This is a genomic window from Phyllobacterium ifriqiyense (genome assembly GCF_030817885.1).
In the GTDB taxonomy this organism is placed as follows: Bacteria; Pseudomonadota; Alphaproteobacteria; order Rhizobiales; family Rhizobiaceae; genus Phyllobacterium; species Phyllobacterium ifriqiyense.
The window spans coordinates 1,566,781-1,581,943 of record NZ_JAUSZT010000003.1 but is presented as its reverse complement, the minus strand read 5'-3'; the positions used below and the strand labels follow the sequence as shown (position 1 = coordinate 1,581,943).

14 protein-coding genes and 1 pseudogene are annotated in these 15,163 nt (G+C 51.7%); 10 read left to right on the top strand and 5 right to left on the bottom strand.

The genetic code is table 11. The annotated features are described in order from the left end of the window. Positions 1-8: 8 nt before the first annotated feature. The 4 genes from QFZ34_RS15240 to QFZ34_RS15225 form a co-directional block, all read right to left on the bottom strand. A complete protein-coding gene (locus QFZ34_RS15240; protein ID WP_307282440.1) occupies positions 9-1,568 on the bottom strand; it encodes a type II and III secretion system protein family protein in 1,560 nt (519 codons plus the stop codon). Between the two features lies 1 nt (position 1,569). Next, complete coding sequence (cpaB, locus tag QFZ34_RS15235) at positions 1,570-2,367, bottom strand: Flp pilus assembly protein CpaB (protein WP_115051381.1); 798 nt, start codon at positions 2,365-2,367, stop codon at positions 1,570-1,572. Positions 2,368-2,570: 203 nt separating this feature from the next. Next, a complete protein-coding gene (locus QFZ34_RS15230) occupies positions 2,571-3,095 on the bottom strand; it encodes an A24 family peptidase (protein WP_307282438.1) in 525 nt (174 codons plus the stop codon). Positions 3,096-3,098: 3 nt separating this feature from the next. Continuing rightward, positions 3,099-3,299, bottom strand: coding sequence for a Flp family type IVb pilin (locus QFZ34_RS15225; RefSeq protein ID WP_115051383.1), 201 nt, complete (start codon positions 3,297-3,299; stop codon positions 3,099-3,101). A 223-nt stretch (positions 3,300-3,522) separates the two neighbouring features. Here QFZ34_RS15225 and QFZ34_RS15220 point away from each other — a divergent pair, with 223 nt between their 5' ends. From QFZ34_RS15220 to QFZ34_RS15200, 5 genes are all read left to right on the top strand, one after another. After that, entirely contained in the window at positions 3,523-3,957 is a 435-nt protein-coding gene (locus QFZ34_RS15220) for a pilus assembly protein N-terminal domain-containing protein (RefSeq protein ID WP_115051384.1), read from the top strand. Between the two features lie 161 nt (positions 3,958-4,118). Then, a complete protein-coding gene (locus QFZ34_RS15215) occupies positions 4,119-4,664 on the top strand; it encodes a TadE/TadG family type IV pilus assembly protein (protein ID WP_307282434.1) in 546 nt (181 codons plus the stop codon). A 13-nt stretch (positions 4,665-4,677) separates the two neighbouring features. Then, positions 4,678-5,271, top strand: coding sequence for a TadE/TadG family type IV pilus assembly protein (locus tag QFZ34_RS15210; RefSeq protein ID WP_307282432.1), 594 nt, complete (start codon positions 4,678-4,680; stop codon positions 5,269-5,271). 645 nt (positions 5,272-5,916) lie between these two features. Further along, positions 5,917-7,197, top strand: coding sequence for a sensor histidine kinase (locus QFZ34_RS15205; RefSeq protein WP_307282429.1), 1,281 nt, complete (start codon positions 5,917-5,919; stop codon positions 7,195-7,197). Next, on the top strand, positions 7,098-7,643 hold the full coding sequence (locus tag QFZ34_RS15200; RefSeq protein WP_307286353.1) for a response regulator transcription factor: 546 nt from the start codon (positions 7,098-7,100) through the stop codon (positions 7,641-7,643). The genes QFZ34_RS15205 and QFZ34_RS15200 overlap by 100 nt, the downstream gene beginning before the upstream one ends. A gap of 89 nt (positions 7,644-7,732) precedes the next feature. Here the strand turns inward: QFZ34_RS15200 and QFZ34_RS15195 are convergent, their stop codons facing one another. After that, positions 7,733-8,065, bottom strand: coding sequence for an autotransporter outer membrane beta-barrel domain-containing protein (locus QFZ34_RS15195; RefSeq protein WP_307282427.1), 333 nt, complete (start codon positions 8,063-8,065; stop codon positions 7,733-7,735). A gap of 1,121 nt (positions 8,066-9,186) precedes the next feature. On the opposite strand from QFZ34_RS15195, the gene QFZ34_RS15190 reads away from it, so the two are divergent. From QFZ34_RS15190 to dnaA, 5 genes and pseudogenes are all read left to right on the top strand, one after another. Beyond that, complete coding sequence (locus tag QFZ34_RS15190; RefSeq protein ID WP_307282425.1) at positions 9,187-10,416, top strand: phosphopentomutase; 1,230 nt, start codon at positions 9,187-9,189, stop codon at positions 10,414-10,416. Further along, positions 10,409-11,302, top strand: a complete 894-nt coding sequence (mutM, locus tag QFZ34_RS15185; RefSeq protein WP_307282424.1) for a bifunctional DNA-formamidopyrimidine glycosylase/DNA-(apurinic or apyrimidinic site) lyase — start codon at positions 10,409-10,411, stop codon at positions 11,300-11,302. The genes QFZ34_RS15190 and mutM overlap by 8 nt, the downstream gene beginning before the upstream one ends. A gap of 11 nt (positions 11,303-11,313) precedes the next feature. Beyond that, a pseudogene (locus QFZ34_RS15180) lies at positions 11,314-12,088 on the top strand (enoyl-CoA hydratase). A gap of 219 nt (positions 12,089-12,307) precedes the next feature. Further along, on the top strand, positions 12,308-12,574 hold the full coding sequence (gene rpsT, locus QFZ34_RS15175) for a 30S ribosomal protein S20 (RefSeq protein WP_008122492.1): 267 nt from the start codon (positions 12,308-12,310) through the stop codon (positions 12,572-12,574). An 845-nt stretch (positions 12,575-13,419) separates the two neighbouring features. After that, a complete protein-coding gene (gene dnaA, locus QFZ34_RS15170; RefSeq protein WP_115051395.1) occupies positions 13,420-15,000 on the top strand; it encodes a chromosomal replication initiator protein DnaA in 1,581 nt (526 codons plus the stop codon). The last annotated feature ends 163 nt before the right edge of the window (positions 15,001-15,163 follow it).

Sequence of the window (15,163 nt, the reverse complement as noted above, 5' to 3'; positions counted from 1 at the left end):
GTCCTTGTTCATTTGTAGATATATCCGACATTGCCCTCGTAACGGGCATCAGGCAGTTTTGCCTCTCTGGACCCGTAGACGCGGTTAACCTGGCCGAGGAATATCCCGGCCGCATCGCTGGCCAGATTAAGATTGTCATCCGGTCTCGCCAGCGCAGTACGCGCCACCGGGCGAACCAGATAAGGCGTGATGATGACGACCAGTTCGGTTTCGTTTCTTACAAAATCACGGCTGCGAAAAAGAGTTCCGAGGATTGGAACCTTTGCCAATCCGGGAAAGCCGGAGATTGCCTGTCGTGACTCATCCCGCATCAATCCGGCGATCATCATGGAACCGCCAGAGGGAAGTTCAACCGCCGTATCGGCAAGCCGCTTGCGGATTGAGATAAGGTTGGCGTTAGGCTCCCGGACAGAAGTTCCAACGGTGAGCGATCCTTCAACCGTAGGTTCTGAAACGGATGTCCGCACTCTCAGACTGATACGCCCAGGTGAAAGCACGACGGGCAAAAACTCGAGAGCGATGCCATATTCAATTTTTTCATGCTCGCGGGTGATCTGTCCCTTATCGTCGACTTCCTGCCCCGACAGAACATTGTACTCGCCGCCTACTTTGAACGTGGCCTTCTCTCCGGAGATGGCCGTCAATGTAGGCTCGGCCAGCGTCTTCATGACGCCTGCCAGTTCCATGGCATTCATGTAGGCACCGATGGACGTGTTCCCGATGGAGCCGGATAGACCCAGACCTGAGCCGCTCAAGGTCTGCCCCAGTCCCGTGGCGTTTTGCGATATGGCGCCATACTCGATGCCGTTGCTTGAGCCCGAGGCAACCAGATTGACACCAAGCTGTTTCATGACGGTGCGACTGACTTCAGCCACGGTAACTTTAAGCGTCACCTGATCTTCACCGGCAATTTGAATGAGATTGATGATCTTGCTCGTCCGGCGCTCTTCGTCCTGGTCACCGACAACGACACTCGTACCGCCATTGCCCGCACTAACCGAGGTTTGGGCATATTGGCCCGTCGTGGCTTCACCACCTGAAACCAAAAGATTGGCAAGTTCTGAAGCGCGTTTGGCATCCAGCGGGGTCTGCACCGTTCCCGTAAGAATGACATTGTCATTCATCAACTCGACCTTGATATCGGAATCCGGAATGTACTTTTTCAGACTGCCTTCCAGACCGGCCACGTCGCGTTCAATCACCAGATCGAAGCTGGCGAGCTGCTCGCCATTGGGGCCAAAGACGAAAACATTCGTTTGGCCGACCTGTTTGCCAAACAGATAGATCCGCCTTGCTGTGCGGGTAACCGCATCTGCAACACCCGGATTGGCAACCAGAATGTCATAGGCATCGGCTGGAAGATCGACAACCAGCGACTTGTTGAGGCCAAGATTGATGCGTTTGGCCTCGCCATGCCCCTGATTGAGTCGAACGACATTACTCTGTGCTGTTGCTGGGCTATGCACAGCTATTGACGCGAGCAAACAGCCCATGGCCGCTGCTGCAAATTTTGCTGCTATCGAATTCGTATACTCGCGTGAGAAAACCTTGCCTGGCTTGTTTGCCATGTTATTTGCGCCCCAGAATTTCGGTGACTGTACCGGACTTGATGAGTTTGACATTGCCGGCACGGCCGGGAGAATTGACAAGATATCCAGCTCCAGGACCGGTTGCTTCCTGCGCATCCTGAATAGAACGCAGCACCAGCGCGAGGCGCGTTGCCATCTGTTGCGAGACAGTCAGGATTTCCGCCTGCTCCGGCGTCAATTCAAGCGTCGCCGTTGAGCCGACTTTTGTTTTTTCACCCGATTCATCTTCCTGAATGGTCTGGTCGATCGCCAGCACGCGGATGTTGCTTAGAATTGTTTCCGTAACATATTGCTTCTGCTCGCCTTCCATCTGGCGGATCATGATGACATCGACATAATCATTGGGGAGAATGAACCCGCCTGCCGAAGTATCTGCCGCAATTTGCGTCGCTACTGCGCGCATGCCAGCTGGAAGCTGGGCTGACATGAAGCTTTGACCTTTACCGATCAGTTTGGCTTCGCGAATTGGTTCTCCTGGAAATATCTGAAGACGAACGGTGGAACCTTTCAGCTCCTCTTCGGCGCTAGGGCGTTCCGAGCGGGTGATGTACCCTTCCGCAAGAGCTGAAACAGGCCAGGCCTGCCACCGCATCTGGTCCTGCATTTCAGCTCCGACACCGAGACTTTCCGTGGCGACCAAGATATCCTGAAGTTCCAGCTGTGGCTTCTCTGCGGGCTGAACGACGGTCGCTTGCGGCTTCATGTTCATGGCCAAATATCCGGCCGCACCCGCAGCAGCCACTGCCACGATCAGGATGACCAGTCGTGCTTTTTGCATGTATGCGCCCCGTTAGACTTTTGTCTTGATACTAAGGTCGCAGAATGCCTGCCATTCGTGTATTTATGGTTAATAAAACGCTTATAAGTATGATTAATGTCGCTTAACGTCTTAATTTTTCGCGCGATTATGCGGGTATTACTTTTACGCCAAGAAGATCAAAGCATAAGTCTTGAAGGCCGATAGAGAAAACCTGCTCTGGGTCAGGAGTGCGCTAGTTGCTGCACGACCCAGGAGCCAAGCGGCGATGCGGGAAAACTCAGCAGTCCAGCGAGACCCAATGCAACACCGTATGGAACGCCTTCTTCTTTCTGGGCAAGGCGTCGCATAAAAGCAAAGCGTGCGGCGAATACAATAATGGTCTGTGAGTTGCGATAGCTCAGGATTGCGAGTGTAAGAACCCCGCCCAATAGCGAAAGCGTCAGCAGATAGCTGACGAGTTCAAGATTCCATCCGAGCCATATCGCAGTTGCGGACATGAGCTTTGCGTCACCACCGCCCATGGTGCCGGTCGCGAAGAGCCCGAAGGTTGCCGCCAGCACCGCGGCTCCGGCAACGAAATGCATGGCATAGGCATCCCAACCCATGCCCGTTAAAGGCGCAAGGATAACGAACGATACAAGCAGTATAATTGACACGCGATTCTGAATTGTCATGGAGAGCAAGTCGGAGATGGCAGCAAAAACCATGGCAAAGGGGAAAATGATAAGGATTGCAGCTTCAATCATCTTTCATTTCCCCGTAGAGGCGGTGACTTCCGTCGCAACATCGGTGAAAAGCGTGTTTACGGCCCTGCCCATGGAATTCGCACCAGCTAGAATACCTATGCTGACGATGGAGGCGATGAGCGTATACTCAATGACCGTTGTGCCTGAATCTTCCTTGAAAAGCTTGGCCAGTATGGCAGGAAAGCGATTAACGCCGCGCTTCATCTTCAGCCTCACATCTTCTTGGATATTGTCTGGTCCAAAAATATCGTTTCGGCATTGCAATCAGTTTAAGAAACAGACTTAGGAAATAGTAAATTCCGCTCAACAACGTTTATTGCTGCGCTGATACCCGCGATATTATGCTTAATATTTCATTGCAGATTTAAATCTTCCTTCATGAATACTATCCATTCTATAGCCGACAGTTTCGGGTGAAGGGCTTCCCATGTTTTATACTAAATTCCAGCCAATACAAATATATGGAATGGCATTGCTCGCAGCCTTGCTCGGTCCACTGCCTGTCGCACAGGCCGATACCGGTATTCACGTCGTTATGAATCAAGCGCGTATCCTCAAGCTTGCTCGCCCGGCTGACACGGTTGTGGTCGGCGACCCCGCGATTGCAGATGCTGTTGTGAAGGATGCCCGCACTGTCGTCCTTACGGGCAAAGGCTTCGGAATCACCAATATTGTTATTCTTGACGCCGAGGGCGGGGCCATCGTCGACGACGAGATCATGGTCAGCCGTAGCGTCGTCAATACGACGCGCGTATATCGCCGCGCCAATGTACAAACTCTTTCCTGCACCCCCTATTGCGAAACAGCGCAAAAGACCGACGCTGAAAAAGAGTCTGACCGCACAATCGGCACGAGCGAGTAAAGCATTCGCGAGACCTGGTTTAATCGGAAACACCCTCAAACCCTCTACACTTCAAGGTTGAGAAATAGTGAATCCTCCGCTTGCAATTTACGGGGTTCCCGGAACCGGTTTCTAACGATTGGCATGTTAATTCTCCCCCGAAATAAAGTGCGGGGAAATGCATGTCGCCCATAAAAAGAAAAACACCCCATAGGCAGGGTTTACTGACGCGGTTTTGGGGCAACCGGCGCGGCACCGTTGCAATTGAATTTGGAATGATCGCGTTGCCGTTCTTCTTCATGATCTTTTCGATTATGGAAGTGGGCGTCGGCTTTACCGCGCAACAGGCCATGGCCAATTCTACCGATATTGTGGCTCGCCAAGTTCTCACCGGGCAATTGCGTCCCGCCGACCTGACGATGACTTCCCTCAAGGCGAAGATTTGCGCTGGACTGCTCATGCCCGAAAAAGATTGCCCAAATCTGGTGGTTGATCTTCGGTCCTATGCAAACTTTGCAGCCATACCCAAAACCTTGCCCATAACATCAACTGGTGACGTGAACAGTACGGGGTTTGTCAGCACGCCGGGCGGGGCCGGTACGATCAATCATTTGCGGGTGTTTTACCGTTATCCCGTCGTGACGGATTTCCTGACACGGCGGATCACTGGAACAACACGTATTCTCCTTTTCTCAAGTGCGACGTGGCGAAATGAATCCTATTTATAAAATGAGTTCGGCCATGGGACGCCTCTTTCGCTCCGGCAAGCGGTTTTGTATTGACCAGCGCGGTGTTGCGGCGATGGAATTTGCGCTCATCGCCCCCGTACTAATCCTGATGTACATGGGCAGCGTGGAGACAATCACAGGCGTGGATGTCGACCGCAAATTAAATCGTGCAGCAACGATGATGTCTGCTTTGCTTACTCAGGAAAAAGGCACGATCACCAAGGCGAAAATTAGCGATATCATGAATATCGGGACAACCACGCTGCTACCCTATACACGCGATACGCCAAAGATAACCGTTACCTCCATCAATGTTTCTGACACAGGTGTAGCCACCGTCGAGTGGTCGCGTCGAAAAGTAAACGGAATTGAGACGCGGCCCTTTACCAAGGGAACAGTGGTTACGCTCGATTCCAATCTGCTTATCAAGAAAACATCCGTGATACGGGTGGATATGAGCATCGCCTATGTCCCCATGATCGCATGGACCATAACTGGTGCGGTCGAAAAGGCAGATGGCAGTGCCGCTGTCGGTATTGGGCTTTCCGACCAATCGTTTGGACGCGTCAGAATCGGTCAATCGTCAACCACATGCTCGGATTGCTGATCTTATCCAGCTTGCGGGAAACCCTCATTTTATTCGCGATCAGTCGAAGCTCAGAAATTCAGCGGTGCGGCACCAGCATTTCAACCGCTTGGCGCTGTTATCTGGCGCGAGACTTGTTATTGTAGATTTTTTTAATGACGTTTTGATTTTGCTTTATGAGATTTCATGAACCCCAGACGTTTTCTAATTCTTGTAGTAACGGTGTGGCTTGCTGCTCAAATCGGCAACATTCTTATATCGGGATTTATTGCCTGGAGCTCCATATCGGACGAGTTCCTTGAGCAAAACCAAAAGATCGCGGAATTGGTTTCCAATCGATTAGCCCATCATGAAGCGATCATGGGATCGCTCAAAGCTTTGACGAGAGGCACATCCGACAAGATTTTCCAACGGCTCACGTCAAACGTCTTCAAAAATTACCCAAGAATTCAAAGCGTCAAAATCTACCGGTTCGATTCCCGTTCCTATAGTGCAAAGCCTGAATTGCTCTATGAGGCTCCCAGCAAAAGCCCGGCATTTCCGATATCGGTTTTGAATGCCTTGCCCAGACAAGAGACAAACACAGTGCGCGTCTATGATGCGCCGGCAATCCCCAATCATTATCTTTCGACGATGGTTTCGAATAACCGGCAAGGTCTCATCGCAGTGGTTTTGCTAATCGACTCAACAAAACTTTTCGATTTGCCCCCGGCATCATATCCTCCGGAAATTAATCTCACCCTGAATGACGTGCTTGTTTTTGGCAGTACAGACCATGACAATGGACGCCACGATCATGAGAAGGATATTTCATCCATTCTCAAGAATGCTCTATATGCGGATCTTGATTGGGATCGGTCCGGCTATCGTTTCAAGATCCATGCACATCGCCCCATTGAGTTTGGTGAATTGGTCACTTTGCCTGAAGTGATACGCTTCGCCTTATTGTCGCTGGCCGCCATTTTGGGCGTCTCTTATGGGCGGTATCAGACCTTGGTTTCCCGGCAATCAAAACAAGCTGAGGAAAAAGCAATCAAACGCTCGGCAATGCTCGAACACGAAAATCGTCTCAGTCACGCCGCACGAGTCAATCAGGTGGGCGAATTGGCGTCCGGCATAATCCATGAGCTGACACAACCACTTTCGGCGCTCCTAAGCCAAAGCCAGGCCGGCATCATGATTATGGAAAAGCTTCAGATCACCGATGATTTATTAAATCGGGCTTTGAGCGCCAATATTATTGAAGCCAAGCGAGCCGGTGAGATCATGGATCGCATCAGAGATTACATTGTAAAAAAGCCCGTTATTTATGAAGAGCTAGACCTCAATATTGTCGTCAGCAACACCGTCAACCTCTTGCAGGGTGAACTGGATAAACAGAACGTGGTACTTGAATTGCAGCTGTTGCAACCGTCCCCCCGGTCGAATTTCAGTGCCATAGAGCTTGAGCAGGTGATTCATAACCTCATTCGTAACGCGACGGATGCATTGGGAACCACAACTCAGCTCGCGAAAAAAATCATAATAAAAACAGACATGGTGGGTCCGATGAATATCATCCGTATCTCTGACAATGGACCCGGAATAAAGGAGCATGTCCTTTCAAAAATATTCGAGCCTTTCTTCACCACGAAGACAAATGGCACGGGCCTTGGTTTGTCCCTTTGCTCGAAATTGCTCGAGCGGGTGGGAGGCACCCTTCACGCAGCAAGTGCAGATGGCGCGGTTTTTACAATAGCTCTGCCGAAGCTGGTCGGCTTGACCGATGCTGGTGCTGATCCGGCTGCCGCATCACGAAGCATTATCCTGTTTATTTGGTCGATGATGATGCAGCCGTTCGCAATGGGCTGTGCATTCTCTTTGAGGCCCATGACAGAAAAGCCCTGGCATATGAAGACCCTGTTGGTTTTCTTCGCTCTATTCCCAGTGCAAAACCCGGCTGTTTAATTCTTGATTTGCAGATGCCTCATCTGACCGGATTGGAGCTGCAAGCCGAACTCCTGCAGCGTGGATTTCGATGGCCCATTATCATGATTACCGGGCACGGAGATGTGCATCATTGTCGGGTTGCGTTTAAATCCGGCGTGATTGACTTTCTCTCGAAACCCATCGATTCTGGTCTGCTTTTTGAAGCGCTCCAAAAAGCCGATCAAGTGCTTGAAGCGCTGGTTGAGGTGGAAAAAGCACGCGCAATTCTTGCAACATTGACACCGCGCGAAGATGAGATTGTCAGGCTCATTTGCCGTGGGTGGGGATCGCGGGAAATCTCCGTAGCACTGGACATTGCCCTGCGAACTGTGGATGCGCATCGCGTCCATATTTGTGAGAAACTGGGGACCAGATCTCCCGCCGAATTTGCTCAAATCATCATGACAGCCGATAGGCAGTCCTAGCGCAAGTTTTGCCGATCACCCGGCTGGCGGCCGAGATGCGAAGTGCAGTCCAAACTCACCACCTGGCGGGTTCGGACTGTATAGACTACTCAAAACCTGAGCGACAAATTTGCCTTGACCGCATTATCGCGGCTTTGTTGCGAAAATTGCCCGGTATATTTGATGCCAAGACGGGTACTTTTACCAATGTCGATATCAATTCCAGCTTCAACATTGAGCGCGTCCTTTGCAATCGGCAAGCCCTGGATGGCGAAATTTCCGCCGCCTGCAAAGGCATGCTGCCCCGTCACTGTCACGTCTCCCATTGCATGATTCCATCCGACCATGCCGTGAGCGGTCAGCGTGGTCTTCTCGCTTAAGAGTAAACTAACATGGCACCTTCTTTCAAAGGGGACAGTCCGCATCGCCTTCACCCATTCCATTCCGCCTCGCACCATAGCAACGGCTATCTGCAAGTGTTTCCAGCGAAGATGGAGCCAAGCAAATGCTCCAATTCTTTGCTTTTGCAAATTCCAACTAACACTACACGTTTGTTGGAACTGCACTTATCTCCTGTCAAAAACTCTAGATCGCCGGGCCTCCTCACGGACGCAAGATGGCAATCTTTCCTCTTGTCTTAGCATCAGATCATCCGAAAACCGGAATTCCACTTTTCAAGCGATGCTTCAGCTTGGCCAAGACCCTTCCGGGCAGAAAACGCAACCTATCTTTTACTTGGCATCGGATTTGCGAAAATCAGGATTCTATTTTGATCTGCATTAGGCGAATGAATTGTCTGAAGCGTGAGCACTGAGTAAATCAACGTCTGTATATTGACATACTCCACAAATATATACCGCACTCACCATCAACTCTATCCGTACGGATACCTATTTTATGAAAATCATCAAGTTTTAATAGAATTTAATCTGGGACTTCGTGACAAATTCTTACCATATTTGTGACAAATTGTTAAATTTTTATCATTTCCAACTTATTATTGCACTTTTAATACTTAATAATTTGAACCGTTTTAAGTATACATTAGAAATAAACTTTCGAGAACCTATCCTATGCCAAAATGGAAATTTACTTCCGCAAATCCATTTTTTCCTGACAACGGCAACCGCTATTCCTCAGAATGCTCGGTAGTTTTACCGGTATTTAGCGCCACCAAGTTTCAGTAAATGCGCAAGCATACTAATTCAAACTGAAACTTCTAAAGATTGCCCCTTGAACCCATTCGTCCGATCTCGCTTGATCAGATCAACCTGAGATAGTCTGTAAACAGTGTTTCAAGGGTGAAATAGCGTTAGGGTTGCATTCCACTTGCATGATTGTCGACCGTACCTCAGGGCGCAATTAGTAATTTTATCCAGAACCCCCGCACATCGCTGATCCGAGAAAATTATCGACGCCGAGGAGCCTTGGCACGTCTGCCCGGACCCTGAAAAATCCATACTCAAAGGCATGATGTATCCACAATTTGTCTTTGGGCGCCGTTTCACCTATCTGTGGTTTTTGGAGCAAAACAAGATCTGCTCAAACTTTCGTGGAGTGGGCCATGTCTCGCGCTTTTCTTTTTGTACTGGATAGTTTTGGCATTGGTGGCGCGCCGGATGCCGCAGCCTTTGGCGACGAGGGTTCCAATACCTATGGCCATATTGCTGAAGCTTGCGAGGCGGGACGAGGTGACAAAGCCGGACTTCGCTCGGGCCCGCTTTCATTGCCTAACCTCAGTGCGCTCGGGCTGGCCCACGCCGCCCACCTGGCTTCCGGCTTTCAATTACCACCCCAGCCTCTAGAACTTACCGGCCTATGGGGTGCAGCGCAGGAAGTCTCCAACGGCAAGGACACGCCGTCCGGCCATTGGGAAATTGCTGGTGTGCCGGTGACTTTCAACTGGGGTTATTTTCCGCAAACGATACCCGCCTTTCCGGCAAGCCTTGTCAGCGCGGCTGTACAGCGTGCCAGCCTGCCCGGAATTCTTGGAGACAAACATGCATCCGGCACAGATATTATAGATGAGTTCGGCGAGGAACACATTCGGACCGGCAAGCCCATCTTCTATACATCCACCGATAGCGTGATCCAGATCGCCGCCCACGAAACGCATTTCGGGCTACAACGGCTTTATGACCTTTGCCAGATCGTGCGCGAGCTGGTCGATCCACTCAATATAGGGCGCGTGATAGCGCGGCCCTTTCTGGGAGAAAGCAAAAGCACATTTGAGCGGACTGGCAATCGCCGTGACTACTCCGTTCCACCGCCGGAACCGACGCTTTTGGACAGGCTCACCGAGGCTGGGCGCACTGTCTTTGCAATCGGCAAGATTGGCGACATCTATGCCCATCGCGGGGTAAGCCATGTGCGCAAGGCGAATGGCAATATGGCGCTGTTCGACGAGACGTTGAAAGCAATGGATGAGGCAAAGGATGGCGACTTGGTTTTCACCAATTTTGTCGATTTCGACATGCTGTATGGCCATCGCCGTGATGTAGCGGGCTATGCGGCCGCGCTTGAGGCGTTTGATCGTCGTCTTCCTGAAGCCCTTGCCAAGCTGAAACCCGGCGACCTCATGATCCTGACGGCTGATCATGGCTGTGATCCAACCTATAAGGGAACCGATCATACGCGTGAGCGGGTTCCGGTTCTGTGCGCAGGGACTGGCCTGCCCCATGCCTCATTGGGGCTTCGCCTCAGCTTCGCAGATATTGGCGAGACGATTGCCGCCCATCTGAATATTGCCGCTGGCAAGCATGGTAAAAGCTTTTTGAAGGGCACCGATGCCTGAATTACCCGAAGTAGAAACTGTAAAGCGCGGCTTGCAACCCTCAATGGAGGGCGCAACCATTCGCCAGGTGGAGCAGCGGCGTCCTGATCTGCGCTTTCCCTTTCCCGAAAACTTTGCCGGGCGTTTGATCGGACAGCGCATCTCATCGCTGGAGCGGCGGGCAAAATATCTCATATTCCACCTTGATAATGGCCTTGGCCTTATCAGTCATCTTGGAATGTCTGGCTCCTACCGCATTGAGCAGGAGGATGGCAGCAATATTCCCGGCACTTTCCATCATGAACGCTCGAAGCTTTCAGCCCATGATCATGTGGTGCTGCATTTGGCAGGAGGCGACGGTATTAACCGCCGTGTCGTCTATAATGATCCGAGACGGTTCGGATTCATGCTTTTTGCCGAGCCGGACCAACTCAATGCCCATCCTCTTATCAAAGGTCTTGGCACGGAGCCGACAGGCAACCGCCTTGATGGTTCCCTCATCGCCAGGCTTTTTGCAGGCAAGTCTGCGCCCCTGAAAGCAGCATTGCTAGACCAGAAGCTCATTGCCGGACTTGGCAACATATATGTCTGTGAAGCATTGTGGCGTGCAGAGCTTTCTCCGGTGCGCATGGCTGGCAGTATTGCGGGCAAGGACGGCGAAGCGACGCCCATGTCCGATCGGCTCGCGACATCGGTCCGGGCTGTTATCGCCGATGCAATCAAGGCAGGCGGTTCCAGTCTTAAAGACTATGCACAGACCAATGGCGAGCTGGGATATTTCCAGCACTCGTTTTCTGTCTATGATCGCGAAGGTTCCCCTTGCCCCCGCAATGGATGCGGTGGCACGATATCGCGCATTGTCCAAAGCGGCCGTTCAACATTTTATTGTCCTGTCTGCCAGCATTAGGAGATTTATTCATGGCCTATGAGAACATCATCGTCGAGACGCGGGAGAAGGTTGGTTTTATTCAGCTCAACCGGCCCAAAGCCCTCAATGCGTTGAACTCCGCTTTGCTGACCGAATTGACAACGGCGCTCGAGCTCTTTGAGTCCAACGCCCGAATAGGCGCAATCGTGATTACGGGCTCTGAAAAAGCCTTTGCTGCTGGCGCCGATATCAAGGAAATGCAAACGTTGCAGTTTGCCGATGCCTATACGGGTGACTATTTCAGCGGCTGGGAGCGCGTTACCGCTATCCGCAAACCCATGATTGCAGCTGTGGCCGGATATGCGCTGGGCGGTGGCTGTGAACTCGCCATGATGTGCGATTTCATCATTGCTGCCGATACGGCCAAATTCGGCCAGCCGGAGATTACTCTTGGCGTGATGCCCGGCATGGGCGGCTCACAGCGGCTCACTCGCTTTGTTGGCAAATCCAAAGCCATGGACATGTGCCTGACAGGCCGAATGATGGATGCGAATGAAGCAGAACGCAGCGGGCTGGTTTCCCGCGTGGTTCCAGCAAATGAACTTGTTGAGGAAGCGCTGAAGGCCGCCCAAAAGATCGCGTCCTTCTCCCTGCCTGTCGTCATGATGACAAAGGAGACGGTGAAACCGGGCTTATGAGACGACGCTGACTGAAGGTCTGCGTTTTGAGCGGCGCGTGTTCCATTCCATGTTTGCGCTGGAAGACCAGAAAGAAGGCATGGCCGCTTTTGCCGAAAAACGCGCCGCCAACTTCAAGGACAGGTAAAAACCGTTTCTCGACAGGCGGATCCAGTGCCCTTTTTGCCCTCCGATCAGCCTGTCGATGCCGACCTTGCGAATTTGCGGGAACTCTCCACAGATTCCAAGTTGACGCATAAGCAAACCTCATCTATAAGCCCGTCAACGTTCGGTGGCCCTTGGCCGCCCTATTATTTTGTGACGACAGCCTGAAGCTGTCGATTAGCTGACAGAAAAGAGAGGCATCATGGCCAACACTCCTTCGGCCAAGAAAGCGGCGCGTAAGATCGAAGCCCGCACCGAAGTAAACAAGTCCCGCCGTTCGCGCGTGCGTACCTTCCTTCGCAAGTTCGAAGATGCGGTAGCAAGTGGCGATCAGGCAGCTGCTGCCCTTGCCTTCAAGGCAGTGGAACCAGAAGTAATGCGCGCTGCATCGAAGGGTGTCTTCCACAAGAACACCGCTTCGCGCAAGGTATCGCGCTTGTCATCGCGCCTGAAGGGCATGACTGCTTAAAACCATTCTAAATTTACATATGAAAACCCGGCTATTCCTTAGCCGGGTTTTTTTATTGGCGTTTTTTTGGGAATAAATTCGTTTCCCGAGGAAAACAATACGGCTTGCCCATGCAATGTCATATGCTTGTCACAAGCAATGTGAGACAGAAAGCGACAGCCACTCTTTATCGTTTATTTTCAATAAGTTAGCGAAGGTAGCCTCCATAGATCAAATGGAGGGTTCGGATTCTCCGGCTGGAGCTACTGTCAAGCGAATATTTATTATTTTTTTTTGGTCGTCGGACTCCGCACTGCAACAAAATGTGAGCTCTAAAAAAGGCGTTGAATCCGAACACTTTTTCCCGCTTGCCCCGACAACAGTTAAAAAAAATGCAATTCCGTTAACCCTTGCTTCATTAAAAATCCCGCGACTCGCACTTGCCCTCACCGCAAAGGTTTTTGTAAGGTCCAGACATCGACGGGGTGGGAAAAACCCAATTAACAGGCTTATAAAATTTTGGTTGTGAACGCAGATTTCTAGTTTGCGTAACGGGTAGTTTTTGTCAGTGCTCAGGTCCAACGGACTTGGAGTCATTTCATTAAACGAGGGCGTTGACGGCGCTGGCGAGAGCCGGGCGTGAGTCTTGTCGCGCTCAAAACTTGAGAAGGATAGAACGGTGACATTGATCGAAAATTCGCAATACGGGTCTTCATTCCAAATGCGTGTCAGCGTTTCAAACTTCAACAACTAGCTTAAAATGAACGGACCGTTCGCAAAGCTGAACGTCCGGATTTACTGTGCGGTGAAAGCCGGCACGCAAAAACCACGGGCAAAACAAAAAGACCCGATACATATCTTTCAGGATGAGGCGAATGACAATGAACAGCGGAATAATGGAAAACGGCGCAAAAGCAGCCATAGTCCCGCTCCATATGGGTGAGGGGAAAGCTATGGAGATAGCCACCAGTCCGGGCGAAGCGATCTTTGAGCGTGTAAAACTCAAACTGAAAGCAAAACTGGGAAGCGAAGTTTATTCGAGCTGGTTTGGCCGCCTGAAGCTGGATGAAACATCAAAGAGCATCGTTCGCCTGTCTGTCCCCACAGCGTTTCTCCGGTCGTGGATCAACAATCACTACGCGGACATGATTGCAGCGCTATGGCGCGAAGAAGACGAACAGGTTCTCAAGGTCGAGATCGTTTTCCGTAGCGCAAGCCGGGCCGCTATCCGCCCATCCTGCGATGAAAGTGCATTGCGCAGCGAAGCCTCTGGAGCTGATCGCGCCGGATCTGACAAGTCCAGCTTCGCCCGCGAAAAGCCGGTATTCCCGGTGGGCAACCTTGCTTCCGACAAGAAAACGCCTGCCCACTTCACCGACCGTGCGCAAAATGCTGTTTTCGGCTCGCCGCTTGATCCCCGCTATACATTCGACACCTTTGTCGACGGCACACCAAACCGTGTCGCTTTGGCTGCTGCCCGCACCATAGCGGATGCCGGCGCCAGTGCTGTCCGCTTCAATCCGCTGTTCATTCACGCCTCGGTTGGCCTCGGCAAGACCCATCTCCTGCAAGCCATTGCAGCCGAAGCCTTGAAGCGGCCAGAACGCGCCCGCGTTGTCTACCTTACCGCTGAATATTTCATGTGGCGCTTTGCAACCGCTATTCGCGACAATAACGCGCTGTCTTTCAAGGAGCAGTTGCGCGATATCGACCTTCTCATCATTGATGACATGCAGTTCCTGCAGGGTAAGTCGATCCAGCATGAGTTCTGCCATCTTATCAATACGCTGCTCGACAGCGCCAAGCAGGTCGTTGTTGCGGCTGACCGTCCCCCATCAGAGCTGGAATCGCTTGATCCACGCGTTCGTTCGCGTCTTCAGGGCGGCGTCGCGCTCGAAATGATCTCGCCAGACTATGCAATGCGCCTTGAAATTCTCCAGCGCCGGCTTGTGGCGGCGCAGGCGGAGGACAAGTCGCTGGATATCACGCCGGAAATTCTTGATCACGTCGCACGTTCCGTTACCGGTAGTGGCCGTGAGCTTGAGGGTGCGTTCAATCAGCTTCTGTTCCGCCAGACTTTCGAGCCCAATCTTTCGGTTGATCGCGTTGACGAGCTTTTGAGCCACCTAATGCGTGGCGGTGAAGCCAAGCGTATTCGCATCGAAGAAATTCAGCGCATCGTTTCGCGTCACTATAATGTTTCCAAGCAGGATCTTCTGTCGAACCGACGCACGCGGACCATCGTCAAGCCACGCCAGATTGCCATGTATCTGGCAAAGATGCTCACACCACGCTCGCTTCCCGAGATCGGTCGCCGTTTCGGCGGACGGGATCACACAACTGTGCTCCATGCCGTGCGCAAGATCGAGGATATTGTCGGCAAGGATCAAAAACTGTCGCAGGAACTTGAACTACTCAAGCGCCTCATCAACGATCAGGCGCAATAAGCAGCGCCATTCAACAGCTTATCAACAGAAAGCCTGCGGCGAGAACGTGTGTTGCTCCCCGCAGGCTTGCTTTTTACGTCTGTTTTCTGCCAATTTGCTTGACCTAAGGGGAATGCCTCCCCACCACCAGACACTTGTTTGGCAAAAGTCAGTGAGACCGGTT

Excerpts from the sequence above, each read along its gene's own strand:
- QFZ34_RS15240 (WP_307282440.1), bottom strand. The coding sequence starts at position 1,568 with ATGGCAAACAAGCCAGGCAAGGTTTTCTCACGCGAGTATACGAATTCG.
- cpaB (WP_115051381.1), bottom strand. The coding sequence starts at position 2,367 with ATGCAAAAAGCACGACTGGTCATCCTGATCGTGGCAGTGGCTGCTGCG.
- QFZ34_RS15230 (WP_307282438.1), bottom strand. The coding sequence starts at position 3,095 with ATGATTGAAGCTGCAATCCTTATCATTTTCCCCTTTGCCATGGTTTTT.
- QFZ34_RS15225 (WP_115051383.1), bottom strand. The coding sequence starts at position 3,299 with ATGAAGCGCGGCGTTAATCGCTTTCCTGCCATACTGGCCAAGCTTTTC.
- QFZ34_RS15220 (WP_115051384.1), top strand. The coding sequence starts at position 3,523 with ATGTTTTATACTAAATTCCAGCCAATACAAATATATGGAATGGCATTG.
- QFZ34_RS15215 (WP_307282434.1), top strand. The coding sequence starts at position 4,119 with ATGTCGCCCATAAAAAGAAAAACACCCCATAGGCAGGGTTTACTGACG.
- QFZ34_RS15210 (WP_307282432.1), top strand. The coding sequence starts at position 4,678 with ATGGGACGCCTCTTTCGCTCCGGCAAGCGGTTTTGTATTGACCAGCGC.
- QFZ34_RS15195 (WP_307282427.1), bottom strand. The coding sequence starts at position 8,065 with ATGGAATGGGTGAAGGCGATGCGGACTGTCCCCTTTGAAAGAAGGTGC.
- QFZ34_RS15190 (WP_307282425.1), top strand. The coding sequence starts at position 9,187 with ATGTCTCGCGCTTTTCTTTTTGTACTGGATAGTTTTGGCATTGGTGGC.
- mutM (WP_307282424.1), top strand. The coding sequence starts at position 10,409 with ATGCCTGAATTACCCGAAGTAGAAACTGTAAAGCGCGGCTTGCAACCC.
- rpsT (WP_008122492.1), top strand. The coding sequence starts at position 12,308 with ATGGCCAACACTCCTTCGGCCAAGAAAGCGGCGCGTAAGATCGAAGCC.
- dnaA (WP_115051395.1), top strand. The coding sequence starts at position 13,420 with ATGAGGCGAATGACAATGAACAGCGGAATAATGGAAAACGGCGCAAAA.